This is a genomic window from Bordetella genomosp. 13 (assembly GCF_007679965.1).
Lineage (GTDB): Bacteria > Pseudomonadota > Gammaproteobacteria > Burkholderiales > Burkholderiaceae_B > Bordetella.
This window is the reverse complement of sequence record NZ_VEHL01000013.1, coordinates 13,338-27,063: the sequence shown is the minus strand read 5'-3', so window position 1 is coordinate 27,063 and position 13,726 is coordinate 13,338. Positions and strand designations below refer to the sequence as shown.

11 protein-coding genes and 1 tRNA gene are annotated in these 13,726 nt (G+C 68.3%); 7 read left to right on the top strand and 5 right to left on the bottom strand.

Annotated features, from left to right (window positions below; genetic code table 11):
- The first annotated feature begins 25 nt into the window (after window positions 1-25).
- On the top strand, window positions 26-2,938 hold the full coding sequence (locus FS845_RS24985; RefSeq protein ID WP_186332416.1) for a hypothetical protein: 2,913 nt from the start codon (window positions 26-28) through the stop codon (window positions 2,936-2,938).
- Window positions 2,939-2,960: 22 nt separating this feature from the next.
- On the opposite strand, the gene FS845_RS24980 is transcribed toward FS845_RS24985, so the two are convergent.
- Window positions 2,961-4,118 (bottom strand): aminotransferase class V-fold PLP-dependent enzyme, encoded by a 1,158-nt coding sequence (locus tag FS845_RS24980; protein ID WP_144640868.1) that lies wholly within the window; start codon window positions 4,116-4,118, stop codon window positions 2,961-2,963.
- Window positions 4,108-5,079 carry a tripartite tricarboxylate transporter substrate binding protein gene (locus tag FS845_RS24975; protein WP_144640866.1) on the bottom strand — a complete coding sequence of 324 codons (972 nt, stop codon included), beginning with the start codon at window positions 5,077-5,079 and terminating at the stop codon, window positions 4,108-4,110. Before FS845_RS24975 ends, FS845_RS24980 begins: the two co-directional genes overlap by 11 nt.
- Window positions 5,080-5,358: 279 nt before the next feature.
- Here FS845_RS24975 and FS845_RS24970 point away from each other — a divergent pair, with 279 nt between their 5' ends.
- From FS845_RS24970 to FS845_RS24955, 4 genes are all read left to right on the top strand, one after another.
- Complete coding sequence (locus FS845_RS24970) at window positions 5,359-6,060, top strand: GntR family transcriptional regulator (protein ID WP_144640863.1); 702 nt, start codon at window positions 5,359-5,361, stop codon at window positions 6,058-6,060.
- Between the two features lie 76 nt (window positions 6,061-6,136).
- On the top strand, window positions 6,137-7,120 hold the full coding sequence (locus FS845_RS24965) for a Bug family tripartite tricarboxylate transporter substrate binding protein (protein ID WP_144640860.1): 984 nt from the start codon (window positions 6,137-6,139) through the stop codon (window positions 7,118-7,120).
- A 32-nt stretch (window positions 7,121-7,152) separates the two neighbouring features.
- The gene (locus FS845_RS24960) at window positions 7,153-8,526 is read left to right on the top strand and encodes an MmgE/PrpD family protein (protein WP_144640857.1); all 1,374 of its coding nucleotides are present in this window, start codon (window positions 7,153-7,155) and stop codon (window positions 8,524-8,526) included.
- A 111-nt stretch (window positions 8,527-8,637) separates the two neighbouring features.
- Window positions 8,638-8,714, top strand: a tRNA-Arg gene (locus tag FS845_RS24955).
- 105 nt (window positions 8,715-8,819) lie between these two features.
- Here FS845_RS24955 and FS845_RS24950 read toward each other — a convergent pair.
- The 3 genes from FS845_RS24950 to FS845_RS24940 form a co-directional block, all read right to left on the bottom strand.
- Complete coding sequence (locus FS845_RS24950; RefSeq protein ID WP_144640854.1) at window positions 8,820-9,233, bottom strand: lysozyme inhibitor LprI family protein; 414 nt, start codon at window positions 9,231-9,233, stop codon at window positions 8,820-8,822.
- Window positions 9,234-9,419: 186 nt separating this feature from the next.
- Window positions 9,420-9,851, bottom strand: a complete 432-nt coding sequence (locus tag FS845_RS24945; RefSeq protein ID WP_144640851.1) for a PaaI family thioesterase — start codon at window positions 9,849-9,851, stop codon at window positions 9,420-9,422.
- A gap of 53 nt (window positions 9,852-9,904) precedes the next feature.
- On the bottom strand, window positions 9,905-10,699 hold the full coding sequence (locus FS845_RS24940) for an IclR family transcriptional regulator (protein WP_144640848.1): 795 nt from the start codon (window positions 10,697-10,699) through the stop codon (window positions 9,905-9,907).
- Window positions 10,700-10,938: 239 nt separating this feature from the next.
- Here FS845_RS24940 and FS845_RS24935 point away from each other — a divergent pair, with 239 nt between their 5' ends.
- On the top strand, window positions 10,939-12,510 hold the full coding sequence (locus FS845_RS24935) for an acyl-CoA synthetase (RefSeq protein ID WP_144640845.1): 1,572 nt from the start codon (window positions 10,939-10,941) through the stop codon (window positions 12,508-12,510).
- A 39-nt stretch (window positions 12,511-12,549) separates the two neighbouring features.
- Window positions 12,550-13,692 (top strand): MaoC family dehydratase N-terminal domain-containing protein, encoded by a 1,143-nt coding sequence (locus tag FS845_RS24930; RefSeq protein WP_144640842.1) that lies wholly within the window; start codon window positions 12,550-12,552, stop codon window positions 13,690-13,692.
- Window positions 13,693-13,726: the final 34 nt, after the last annotated feature.

The following is a 13,726-nucleotide window of genomic DNA, read 5'->3' as shown; positions in this document are numbered from 1 at the left end:
GCCTTTCGGAGACGCATCCATGTGTGTGACCAACAATCCCGGCAAGGTCGGCATCCCGCCTTCCACCCTGCCGACCACGGAGGGGACGACCACGACGCAGTCGCCGTTGTCCCAGGTGCAGCCGACGCAGGTCCAGGGGCCCGTCGTCGACAATGCGCAGTCCGCCACGCAACCTGTCCTGGCCTCGTTGGCGCAGGGTGTCCAGACGCCGATCCAGCCCTTGCCATTGGTGTCCATGGATGAAAAGACGACCGGACGCGCGATCACGCACAAGGCCCTGGACGCCTGGAAGAAGGAGATCGTGAAGGATCCGGCGCTGACGGCCGAGGTCGACACGATCTGGAAGGGGCTGAGCAGCGCCCGGTACTTCGCCAAGGTCAACACGCCGCTTGCCCAGGGCGTGATGGTGCGCTTCGGCGCGTCCGAGGCCGTCCACGCATTCGCCGCGCTCAATCCTGGCCTCAACCTCGGCAAGGCCGCCATCGACAGGGTCGTCGCCTTCATCGACAAGCACGTGGTGCTGCACGCCAACACCCGAGAATCATTCGACCGCATGACCGGGACCAACGCCAGGACCGCCGCGTTCAAGACGTGGTTCCATGGGCTGGCGGGCACGTTGAGCCTGATGGGCGCACGGATGCGCGACGAGACGTACGCCAGGATGTCCGAGGGCGAGCGCGGGACGCTTCGGACGCAGCAGCGGCAGTTGATCAAGGCGGAACTGATGCGCGGCCAGTTGCAGGCCACGTATACGCCGGACGACGCCGACAGGCTCGAGCGTTCGCGATCGCCCATCGTCCGCGAAGGGTACGGGCGCGGCGTCAAGACGGGCCTTTGGCTGGCGACGGCCGGGGTGCGCACCGAGCAGATCAAGGATGCGCTGGGCAAGAACAGCGCCCAGTTGAACAAGTTCGAGGTCTATCCCGTCAACCATGCCTTCGCGTTCAAGGGGCTGGCGTTCGAGACGCTGCGTGACGTTCCTGCCGATCTGACCAACGTCAAGAGCCTGTACATCGAATCCCTGGGCGTGCAGATCATCCGCAAGGACGCGGTGTCGCTGGACGGGATCGACAGCTTCCTGGGCGGCCGCGGCTTGCGCACCTCGCCCAGCCACTGCGCGGACATCTGCGCGGACCGGATGGTGGACAAGCTGCGGAAGGAAGACGTCGGCGGGGCGCTGAAGACGCTGGACAAGGCCTTCGTGGGCGAAGACGCCAGGGCCGTGCGGGAAGCGCTGGCACAGACCGAGTTGATGCCGAACACCCTGATCGCGCCCAGCGGGGTGGACGTCCTGTCCGCAAGCTCGCCGCAGCAGCTGCGCGAACTGAGGGATCTGTACGACGCGACGGTGCTGTCGGACACGCAGGGCTTGCCCCTGTACGTGCGGCAGAACATCGACGTGGTGCGCAATCTGATGGGCCACCTGGACGACTTCGAGGTCACCCGCATGCCCGCGACGGTGTGCGGCGCATTGACGGACGCCCTGCAGCGGGTCTCCGAGCTGTTGTCGCAGGCGCGCTTCATGGCGCTGGATCTGCAGGGCAAGGCGCGCGTGCTGGGCGAGGACAACGCGGTCATCGCGCGGCGGTTGACGCAGCTGAACGATCCCCTGACCGGCGCCGAGGCCCGTGCGATGTCCGGCACCCTGCAGGGCAGCCACGCGCGTGCGCTGAAGGAAGACCAGGCCTCGTATGCGATGCATCGGGGCGGCCTGGAGGTCCTGCCCAAGGAGGTCTCGGTCCATATGGAGCGCTTCTACCAGGCCATGCAGGACATCCATCACGTGATCCGCTTCCAGAAGGACTGGACGGACCGCTCGCCCAAGCTGGACAGCGTCATCGGCGACCTGTTGCTGGACCGTCCGGAGGGCAGCAGCCTGACGCCCGACGACGCGGGCGTCCTGGCCGGCCACCTCAAGGTCGAGAGCGCGCCGCATGCCCTGGCGCTGCTGGACCAGATCCAGGCTTCGCTGTCGACGGAAGAGCGCGAGTCCGTCGCCATCCTGTCGGGGGCGTACTACGAGACGCCGGCGCTGTTCCCCGGCGCGGTCGAGCTGGATGCCGTGGACAGCGAGGCATTGCGCGACAAGCGCGTCATCGTCATGGAGCCGCATCCCAACAACGCCGCGCTGTCCGAGGTGCATCCGCACGATCCGGTGGCCCTGATCCGCAACGTCTTCGCCGGCCCGCGCGAGCATCCCTGCACGCTGGTGATGGACTGCACGTTGAACCACCTGGGCGAGGAGCAGATCGCGCAGGTCCTGCACGAGGCACGGCCGCACATCGAGTCCGGCATGTTGAACCTGGTGCTGGTGCAGAGCGGCACCAAGTTCTTCCAGAACGGGATGGACCTGGTCAACATCGGCACCGCGGCCATCTTCAACAAGGCCGAGGCATGGACGTCGTTCCAAGGGGGGATGGACGCGGGCCGCATGCGGGTTCCGGATGACGACAAGGGCTACATCGCCAGCATGCTCGCCGCCGGCAACCGGGACGCCTCGACGCAGTATCTGGAACGGGTCCGCGACAACACACGCCAGTTGCGGGCCGAGCTGGACGAACTGATACCGCTGGGCCACGACAAGAAGAATGCTTACGAGGTGTGCGTCAATACCGACCGGGACACGGTCTATGTCGCATTCAAGCCTACGCCCGCGTATCTTGCCCAGATGCTGAAGCGCGACGTGGGCGCGAAGACCGAGTGGGAAGAGCGCGCCGCGATCAACCGCACCGATTACCAGGACACCTTCCGTCCGGCCTTCGGCGACCTGGCGGCGGTGGACCGTTCGAGCTTCGGTTTCAACGTCACCAACTTCGGGGAGTGCGGCGACACCGTGCGCATCACGCTGGGCATCGAAGAGCCGGCGCTGTTGAAGACATACGCGCAACGGGTCGTGGCGGTCGGCGAGCAGCTCTACGCCAAGGCGTTCCCGGCCTGATGCCACCCCTTGCGGGGAGGGCCTAGGCCAAGGTTTTCAATCGGTCCAGCAGCGCGTCCAGTTCGTCTTCCGTGTTGTAGAAGTGCGGCGCCACGCGCACGCCGCCTTCGCGCGCCGAGGTGACGATGCCGGCATCCAGCAGGTGCTGCCGGCAGCGCGCTGCGTCGCCGTCGGGCGGCACGAACACCACGATGCCCGCGCCGAATGCGGTGCGGTCGGCCCCGCCGCGCAGGCGGTAGCCCAGGCGCAGCAGGCCCTCGGCCAGATGGGACGTCAGGCCGCGCAGCCTGGCCGCGGCGCCTTGCGCGCGGGCCGCGCGCAGCAGCTTCAGGCTGGTGGCCGCGCCCGCGATCAGCGGGAACGGCAGCAGGCCGGTCTCGAAGCGCGCCACGCCGGGCAGCGGGTCCAGCGCATATTCGGCGTAGGTGTCGCGCGGCACCACGCCGCGCGGGCCGGCGGCCGGCTGCGACAGCTGCTCCAGCAGGCCGTCCGCCACGTACAGCCAGCCCACGCCGTGCGGGCCCAGCAGCCACTTGTAGCTGTGCGTGGCCAGCGCGTCGATGGGCAGGTCCGCCACGTTCACGTCCAGGGCGCCCACGGCCTGGATGGCGTCCACCGCCAGCAGGATGCCGCGCTTGCGGCAGGCCTCGCCCAGCGCCACGATGTCCAGCACGCAGCCGCTGCTGAACTGCACCCACGAGGCGCACACCAGCCGCGTGCGCGGCGTGCACGCGGCCAGCAACGCCTGCGCGTCGACCCGGCCGTCCTCGCACGGCACGCGGTGCACGCGCACGCCGTGGCGTTGCAGGGTCAGCCACGGCAGCACCGCCGACGGGAAGTCGATGTCGGGCACCACGACTTCGTCGCCGGCCCGCCACGTCAGGCCCGCGGCCAGCACGCTCAGCCCGCCCGAGGTGTTGGGCATGGACGCGATCTGGTCGGGCCGCGCGCCGATGTAGGCCGCGAACTCGGCCCGCGTGGTCTCGGCCAGGTCGAACAGCAGGGGATGCTCCAGCGAACCGCGGCCCGACTGCGCCGCCAGGCGCGCCGTGATGGTCTCCAGCGTGCGCGCCGGCAGCGGGCCCATGGCGGCATGGTCCAGGTAGACCAGTTCCTGCGTGACGGGAAACTCGGCGCGCCAGCGGGCGACGTCGAACGCGGTGTCCGGATCAGTCTGCACGCATGTGCCCCTTGCTGACCACTTCGCCCAGGCGCTTGCGCTCGTCCTGCGCGAAGGCCGTGAAGTCGGCGCGCGTGCCGCCGCCGGGCTCGATGCTGCTCTGGGCCAGCGCGTCCTGCACTTCCTTGGTCTTCAGGGCGTCGTCGACGGCTTTTGCCATCTTGTCCATCACCGCGTCGGGCGTGCCCTTGGGGGCGTACAGGCCGGCCCAGTGGCCGATGCGCACCTGCGGAAAGCCCTGTTCCGCGGTGGTGGGAATCTCGGGCGCCGAAGCCAGGCGCTTGTTCCAGGTGGTGGCCAGCGCCTTCAGCTTGCCGCTTTTGACCAGGGGCAGGGTGACGATGCTGGCCTCGGAGGTCAGGTCGGTCTGGTTGCCGATGACGGCGGTCACGCCTTCCGACCCGCTCTTGTACGAGATGGCCTCGATGGGCAGGCCGGTGGTCTGCTTGAGCATCTCGCTGACGAAGTGCGGCGTGCTGCCGGGACCGGCGGTGGAGAAGGTGATGCGGTCGGTCTTCTTCGCGCGGGCGTCGTCCACCAGGCTTTTCAGGTCCTTGGCGGGATTGCGCGGATTGGCCACGATGACGGACGGCGTCACCGTCATCAGCACGACGGGCGTCAGCTCCTCGTCCTTGTAGGGCTGGTCGGAACGGATCAGGCTGTTGGTGACGGTGCCGTTGCTGCCCACCAGGTAGGTGTAGCCGTCGGACGTCGAGCGCGCCACGTGGGCCGAGCCCACCACGCCGCCCGCGCCGGGGCGGTTCTCGACGATGACGGACTGCTTCAGTTGCGTGCCCACGGCCTTGGCGATGATGCGCGCCACCAGGTCATTGGCGCCGCCCGCCGTGAACGGCGCGACGAAGGTGATGGGTTGGCTGGGCCAGTCGGCCGCGTGGGCCGTGCCGACCGTGCAGGCCGCGGCAAGCAGCGCGGCGGCTGCCGATTTGTACGCAAATGGCATGTCGATACTCCTTCGATCGTCGGCGCGCGGACGTGGCCCTTGTGGGCAGGCCTTGGGCCGCGCGCGCGGTTTTGCGATCCCCGTCCGTATGGTAGCGCCATGTGCGGATGGTGGCCCGGGGGGCGGGGCCGCGACGGCTCCCGGCGGGTCCGCGCGCTGGCAGGGGCGCAAGGCGCGCCCGCCAGCGGAGGTGAGGACAAGGGAAATGCCTGCTTGTCTGCGCTTGGATTGTATGATCGTATACGATTATCCGAACACACGAAGTTGGAGCCGCACCGCATGGACTGGCTTTATCCCCCTGTCGCCGACGAAGAATTCGAGGAAATCCGCAACACCTCGCTGGGCAAGCTGGTGCGCGACCAGTTGCTGGGCCGCATCCTGGCGGGCGTCTACGAGCCCGGCCAGCCGCTGCGCGAGTCCGAACTGGTGGAACAGCTGAAGGTCTCGCGCGTGCCGGTGCGCGAGGCGCTGCGCGAACTGGAAAGCCTGGGCCTGGTGGTCTCGCGCAAGCATGCGGGCGTGTACGTGCGCCAGCTGGACGACAGCGAGGTGCGCGACCTGTACCAGTTCCGCTCGCTGCTGGACAGCCACGCGGGCCGCGTGGTGTCGCAACTGCCCGCCGAACGCCGCCAGGTGCTGGCGCAGGCCTTGCAGGGCTGCACCGAAGCCATGGACGAGGCCATCCGCCAGTCGAACTCGCAGGCCTACTACCGCGAGAACCTGAAGTTCCATTGGCTGTTCATCGAGGCGGCGGGCAATCGCGAGATCGCGCGCGCGTATCGGGAAGTCATCCAGAAACTGCACCTGGCCAGGCTGAAGAACCTGTCCAGCGAGGATCACCGCAAGCGTTCGAACGCCGAGCACAAGCAGATCGTGCGGGCGCTGCGCGGCAAGTCCGGCATCGCCGATGCCGATCATTGCGCCCAGCTGCTGGCGCACCACGTCGTCAACGCCCACGATCGCCTGTCCGCCATGACATAGCGACGCGCGCGGCCGACGCAGTGCAGCCGGCGACAGACCGGGCACACGTCCACGCAGGCCACCAGAGGAGACAACCATGAAACGTCGTGCATTCCTGCTCGGCGGCGGCTCCGCCGCCATCGCGCTGCCCTTCGCATCGTTCGCGCGCGAGGGGTATCCGGATCGTCCCATCAGCTACATCGTGCCGGTGGCGCCGGGCGGCGGCAGCGACTACGTCGGCCGCGCCGTCACGGCATCGTGGGCCAAGGCCCTGGACGCCACGTTCGTGGTCGAGAACCAGAGCGGCGGGGGCGGGGTCATCGCATGCCAGAAGACCATGCGGGCCACGCCCGACGGCTACACGCTGATGCAGGGCTACGTGGCCACGCTGGCCACCAGCCCGGCCACGCGCAAGGTGCCGTACGACCCCATCGCCGACTTCACGCCGGTCGGCATGATCGGCGGCACGCCCAACGTGCTGGTGGTCAACGCCAAGCTGCCGATCAAGGACATAAAGGAATTCGGCGCCTACGTGAAGAAGAACGGCAACGGCAACACGATCAACTACGGCTCGGCCGGCGCCGGATCGCTGACGCACCTGCTGATGGAGCTGCTACAGCAGCAGCTGGGTTCGAAGATGGTGCACGTGGCCTACAAGGGCATCGCGCCGGCCTTCACCGACCTGATCGCAGGCCAGACGCAGGCCATGTTCCCCGGCCTGGCGGCCGCGGTGCCCCACCTGAAATCGGGCACGGTGCGCGCGATCGCGCTGTCCGGCGAGCACCGCAGCCCCAACTTTCCCGACGTGCCTACCTTCAAGGAACTGGGCCTGAAGGGCTTCGACGACGTGCTGCAGTGGTATGGCGTGTCCGGCCCGGCTGGCGTGCCCGCCAAGGTGGTGCAGGCCCTGAACGACAGCCTGAACAAGGTGCTGAAAGACCCGGCGCTGAAGAAGCAGCTGGACATCGAGGCCATCGAGCCGATGCCGATGAGCCCCGCCCAGTTCGCGGACTATGCCAAGCGCGACTACGAGCGCTGGGCGCGCCTGGCCAAGGCGCAGCGCATCAATCTGGACACCTGATTTTCACCCTGACGCATGGAGACGAGACAGTCATGGCCCTGAATACCCAAGTCGACGCGGACCGCAACGCACCGCCCATCACCCGCATCCTGGCGGAGTTCGCCGCCGGCCATCCCTCGCGCGGATGGGACGACGCCGTCGAGCACGAGGCGCATCGCACGTTCATGAACTGGCTGGGCTGCGCCGTGGGCGCGGCGCGGCACGAGGCCGTGGAAGCGGCGCTGGAAGCCGTGCAGGTGCTGCAGCCCTCGCAGCAGGCCACGGTGCTGGGCCGGCGCGAGCGCGTGGACATCGGCAGCGCCGCGCTGCTGAACGGCATTACCTCGCACACCTTCGATTTCGACGACACGCACCTGAAGACCATCATCCATCCGGCCGGGCCGGTGTGCTCGGCGGTGCTGGCGCTGGCCGAACACACGGGCTCGAGCGGCCGCGACGTGATCGACGCCATCGTGATCGGCATCGACGTGTCGTGCCGTGTCGGCAACATGGTCTACCCGCAGCATTACGACCGGGGCTGGCACATCACCGGCACCACCGGCGGGCTGGGCGCGGCGGCCGCGTGCGCGCGGCTGCTGAAGCTGGACGCCGGCCGTACCGCCATGGCGCTGGGCATCGCCGCGTCGCAGCCGGTGGGCCTGCGCGAGCAGTTCGGCACCATGACCAAGCCCTTCCATCCCGGCGGCGCGGCACGGGCGGGCCTGATGGCGGCGCTGATGGCGCGCGCCGGCTTCACGTCCAGCGAGCGTGCGCTGGAAGCGCCGCGCGGCTTCGCGCAGGTGCTGTCCACCAAGTACGACTGGAACGAGATCGGCGACGAACTGGGCAGCCGCTTCGAGATCTCGTTCAACGCGTACAAGCCGTTCGCGTGCGGCATCGTCATCCATCCCAGCATCGACGCGTGCGTGCAGCTGCGCCAGCAGGGCGTCACGCCGCAGAACCTGGAACGCATCGACCTGCGCGTGCATTCGCTGGTGCTGGAATTGACGGGCAAGAAGACGCCGCAGGACGGCCTGCAGGGCAAGTTCAGCGTCTATCACGGCTGCGCCGCGGGCCTGGTGTTCGGCCGTGCGTCCGAGGAGGAGTATGCCGACGAGATCGTGCGCCGGCCCGACGTGGTGGCGGTGCGCGACAAGGTGGTGGCCACGGTGGACGACGGCATCGGCGAGGCCAGCGTGGAAGCCGTGGCCACGCTGACCGACGGCCGCACGATACGCGTCAGCGTCGAGCATGCCATCGGCTCGCTGCAACGGCCCATGAGCGACGCCGATCTCGAGGCCAAGTTCAGCGGCATGTCGGACGCGATACTGGGGGCGCAACGCACGCGCGAGCTGATGGCGGCGTGCTGGAAGCTGGGCGAGGCGGGCTCGGTGGAGCAACTGGTGGGGCTGGCGCGGCCGGCTTGACGGTGATGGCGCGGCGTGGGGGTCTCTTTTGTCGCCCGGCGTTTTTTGCCGCAGCATGACAGATCATTGGACAAATAAAAAAACGCTGCTATAATTTCGCCTCTTCACCAAGCGCCCGTAGCTCAGCTGGATAGAGTACTTGGCTACGAACCAAGGGGTCAGGAGTTCGAATCTCTTCGGGCGCGCCAGTTTCAGGAACAAAGGGTCTCCAAATCGGAGACCCTTTTTCTTTTCGGCGATCGTGTGGTCGTGCCTTGTGTGGCCGTGCCGCGCGGCCGCCTTCGCAATCGCCGCTACTGCGGCGTCGTCTGGCAGCTCAGGTCGCCTTCCTCGCATTGCATGTAGCTTTCCAGCGTTTCCACGCGGCGGCGCGTCTGCTGTTCCAGGCATTGGGCCGTCACCAGCGGCTGGGCGCTGCCGCCTGTGGTGCCGGCGCTGACGTAGCCGCATTCGGCGTCGCGAAAGCCGATCCACGCGCGCTGCGCCTTGCGCAGGTTTTCGGCGCGGGCCGGGTCCTTCTGCAGGCGGCCCAGCAACTTTTCGTAGGTGGTGTTCAGTTCCGCATCGGTGGCCTGGTAGGCCTCGTGCGAGCACTGGTTCATTTCGGCTTGCGTCGTGGCGTTGTCGCACGATACGGGCTTGGCCGCCTGCGCGCCGCACGCGGCGAACGACAGGGCCAGGACCAGACTCCAATTACGCTTGCGCATGTCGGCCTCGCTTTCGATGGAAGACGTGGGCTGCGCGGCGAGAAGCCCGCTTTCAGGCGCGCAGGATTCGATCCATTCTATGTGCCGGACGGCCATGGGGACGGCAAGCGGACCTTTCGCTTTGTGTCAGCGAGACCCGGGCGCGTGGCCGGCACGGCGGCCGCGCACTACGGAAGCATCATCGCGCTACGCCGGATTCTGTTGCACTTTCGGCCGCAGTATCTTGATCATCGCCTCCGCGGACGCGCACGGCTTGCCGTCCACGCTCAGCTCGCCCGTCACGAAGATCAGGCTGCCGGCGCGGTGCTTCACGCGGCCCTGCACCACCATGAGTGCGCCTTCGCGCACCGGCGCGTAGAACTGCGTGTCCAGCTGCACCGACACGCAGGGGACGCGCCCGGCCTGGTCCCACGCCATGGCGCTGAGCGACTGGTCGAGCAGCGTGGCGATCATGCCGCCGTGCACGATGCCGGCCATGTTCAGGTGCCGTGCGTCGGCGCGCATGGCGTACAGGCGGCCGGCGTCCGTCATGCGTGTGTACAGCGGGCCCACGTGGCCCGTGAAACCGCCCAGGTCGTGGCGCGTCCAGTCCTGCATGTCGTGATCGGTGTGGCTCATTGGTATCCCTTCGTGCTGCGCACTGCGGTGTTCGCCCTTGGGGTGATTCTCTTTCATCGCAGCAGCTGCCGCGCCACCTCGGTGGCGGCGGCCTGCATGTCGGCGATCAATGCGTCGGCCTGCGCGCCGTCCATGGCGTGGCTGACGCCCGCGCAGACGATGGTGTGGGTCAGGCGGCCGGCCAGGTCCAGGATGGGCACGGCCACGATGGTGACGCCGCCGATGTACACCCCGCGATCCACGCTGTAGCCCTGGCGGCGCACCGTGTCCAGCTCCTTGCGCCAGCTGTCGATGTCCACCGGATGCTGCCAGCGCAGCTGCCGGAAGCGCTGCGCGATGGCTTCCCAGGGCTCGGCGCTGTAGGCCGCCACCAGCCGGCCGGTGGCGCTGATCAGCCCGGGAAAGCGGCTGCCCACGTCCACGTGCAGGCTGAACGGCAGCGGCGAACGCGCCAGCGCCAGCACCACCATGTGGTCGAGGTTCGGCGTTTCCACGCCGATGGAGGTGACCTGCCAGGTGTGGCTGAGGCGATCCAGCGCGGGCTGCACCACCGTGCGGAACGAACTGTGTTCCAACATGCCGCGCGCCAGCGCCAGCATGCCGGGGCCGGGCCGATAGCGCTTGGCGGTATCGACGCTGACCACGTCCTCGGACACCAGCGCGCGCAGGATGTGCAGCGCGGTGCTGGGCACGATCTCCAGCGACTGCGCGATCTGCTTGGCGCTGAGCGCGTCGCCCGATTGGGCCAGCAGCCGCAGGATGGCGATGGCGCGCGTGACCGCGGGCACGGGACGTATGCGGGTGCCGCGGGCGGCACGGGTAGGAGCGTCGGGCAGGGGTTCGGTCATCGAAATTTTCTTGTTGGATTGCAGGCGGGCCCGGGGGCGCGAACGCGTGGCATGTGTCGCGTGCAGTGCTTGCGGGTACGCCACTTTGCCAGATAAACCTGGGTCTCGTTAATTGTACATAGACAATTAAATATTCTATTTGACAATTCTAAAGCCCGCGCGCAAAGTGGCTGCACTGTTCTGCCGGATGTCCCAGGCAACCACGCCCGCCTCGCGGGCCCTGCGAGGAACCCGTTTCGATGAGCAAGCTGACGGACTACACGACGTACGCGGACGCGCAGGCCCATTGGTCGCGCGAGGGCCTGTGGCAGCTGTTCGATGGCGACCGCGAACAGCTCAACATCGCGCACGAATGCATCGATCGGCATGCGCATGCCGACCATCCGGCCATCGTGCTGGTACGCGCCGACGGCGACGACGCCACGCTGACGTACCGTGACCTGGCGCGCGATTCCTCGCGCTTCGCGCACTACCTGCAGGCACGTGGGGTGGAGCGCGGCGACCGGGTCGCGATCATGCTCGAACCCTCGCGGGCGTTCTACGTGGCGCTGTTCGGCACCATCAAGCGCGGCGCCATCGCCGTGCCGATGTTCACGCTGTTCGGCCCCGACGGCGTGCGGCTGCGCGTGCAGGACTGCAAGCCCCGGCTGATGGTCACGCAGGCCGACAAGGCCGCCGTGTGCGCCGGCATCGCCGGACTGGAAACGGCAGTGGCCGACGCGGCCTTCGAGGCCGAGCTGGCCGGCCATTCCGACACCTATGCCATCGACACGCGCGCCGACGACCTGGCCGTGTTCCAGTACACGTCGGGCACCACGCGTGAACTGCCCGAGGCCGTACGCCATACGCATCGCGCGCTGGTCACGCTGATGGTGGCGGCGCTGTACGGCACGGGGCTGCGGCCCGGCGACCGCTTCATCTGTCCGTCCTCGCCCGCCTGGGGCCACGGCCTGTGGCACGGCACGCTGGCGCCGCTGGCGCTGGGCCTGACGGTGGGCGCGTATGCCGGCAAGTTCGACGCGGCCCGCCTGCTGCAGGCGCTCGAGCAGCACCGCTTCACCAACATCTCGGCCGCCGCCACGCACTACCGCATGATGCGCAACAGCGGCCAGGCGGGCATGCACCGCTATTTCCTGGACAAGGTCTCGTACACCGGCGAACCCATGGACGGGGCCACCGAGGAATTCGTCGAGGCCACCTTCGGCATCGCGCCGCGCAGCATGTACGGCACCACCGAGATCGGCGTGATCCTGGCCAGCTATCCCGGCGCGGACGATTTTCCGGTGCGGCCCGGCTCGCTGGGCAAGCCCGTGCCGGGCTGCCGCGTGATGGTGCGCGACGCGGCCGGCCAGCCCGCGGCGCCCGGCCAGACCGGCGAGCTGATGGTGTGGCGCCACGACGGCTGGCTGCCCACCAAGGACCTGGCCCGCATGGACGAGGACGGCTACTACTACCACGCGGGCCGCGCCGACGACGTGATCATCTCGGCCGGCTGGACCATGAGCGCGGTCGAGATCGAGGACGCCATCCTGAAGCACCGCGACGTGCGCGAGGCCGCCGCCATCGGCGTGCCGGACGCGCTGCGCGGCCAGGTGGTGAAGGCCTTCGTGGTGTCGCAGCGCAGGCCCGACGAGGCCTTCGTGCGCGAGATCCAGGACCAGGTGCGCGCGCAGCTCAGCCAGCACGAGTACCCGCGCCACGTGGCCTTCGTCGACGAATTGCCCAAGACGCCCGCCGGCAAGGTGCACCGCAAGAAGCTGCGCGAAAGCGAGGCCGCGGCCGCGGCGGCCGGCACGGTGGCCAGCGCCTGACCCGCGCCGTTGAACAGAACAACCGAGGAGACAACCGCAATGTCGATCAGCACCCAAGAACGCAGTTTCCCCAAGATCACCGAACGCGACCTGGACGACCTGCGCCGCCGCATCGGCGTGAAGATCGGCGCCACGGCCGAGCCCTGGTGCTACGAGGCCACGCGCGACAACATCCGCCACTACGCGCACGGCATCGGCGACGACAATCCGCTGTGGTGCGACCCGGACTATGCCGCGCGTACCGCGCACGGCGGCATCGTGGCGCTGCCCAGCTTCCTGTTTTCCACCAGCCGCATCGTGTCGGGCTACGTGGGCGGCCTGCCGGGCGTACACGCGATGTGGTCGGGCGCCGACTGGACCTGGCACAAGCAGGTGCGGCGCAACGACGAGATCTCCACCGAGGCCGTGCTGAAGGACCTGGTCGAGCACGAGACGCGCTTCGCCGGCCGCGCCATCCAGCAGATCTACCACGTCGACTTCTACAACCAGCAGGGCGACAAGGTGGCCGAGGCCGACAGCTGGTGCTTCCGCACCGAGCGCGACCATGCGCGCGAGAAGGGCACGAAGTACCGCGAGGTGCGCGAGCGCGCGCCGCGCCGCTACACGGACGAAGAGCTGGCCGAGGCCTACAGGCTGTACGCGCAGGAAGAGGTGCGCGGCGCGCAGAAACGCTACTGGGAAGACGTGAAAGAGGGCGAGGAACTGCCCGTCATGTTCAAGGGGCCGATGACGGTGACCGGCTTCATCGCCTATGCGCAGGGCTGGGGGGGCCTGTATATCCGCGCCAACAAGCTGGCGTGGCGGCTGATCGATGCGCATCCCGGCGTGGGCATCAAGAACCGTTTCGGCATTCCCGACGTGCCCGAGCGCGTGCACTGGGAGGAAGACTTCGCGCTGGAAGTGGGCGCGCCCGGCGCGTACGACTACGGTCCCGAGCGCAATTCGTGGCTGACGCACCACCTCACCAACTGGATGGGCGACGACGGCATGCTGCGCAAGTCGGCGTGCAAGGTGCGCCGCCACAATCCCGAGGGCGATATGCTGTTCTTCCGCGGCAAGGTGGTGCGCAAGTACGTCGAGGACGGCCGCCACCTGGTCGAGATCGACCAGCGCGCCGAGAACCAGGACGGCGAACTGTCCGTGCTGGGCACCGGCGTGGTGGAACTGCCCACGCGGGGTTGATGCCACGCACGCGTCGGGCGCCGCCGGTGGCGGC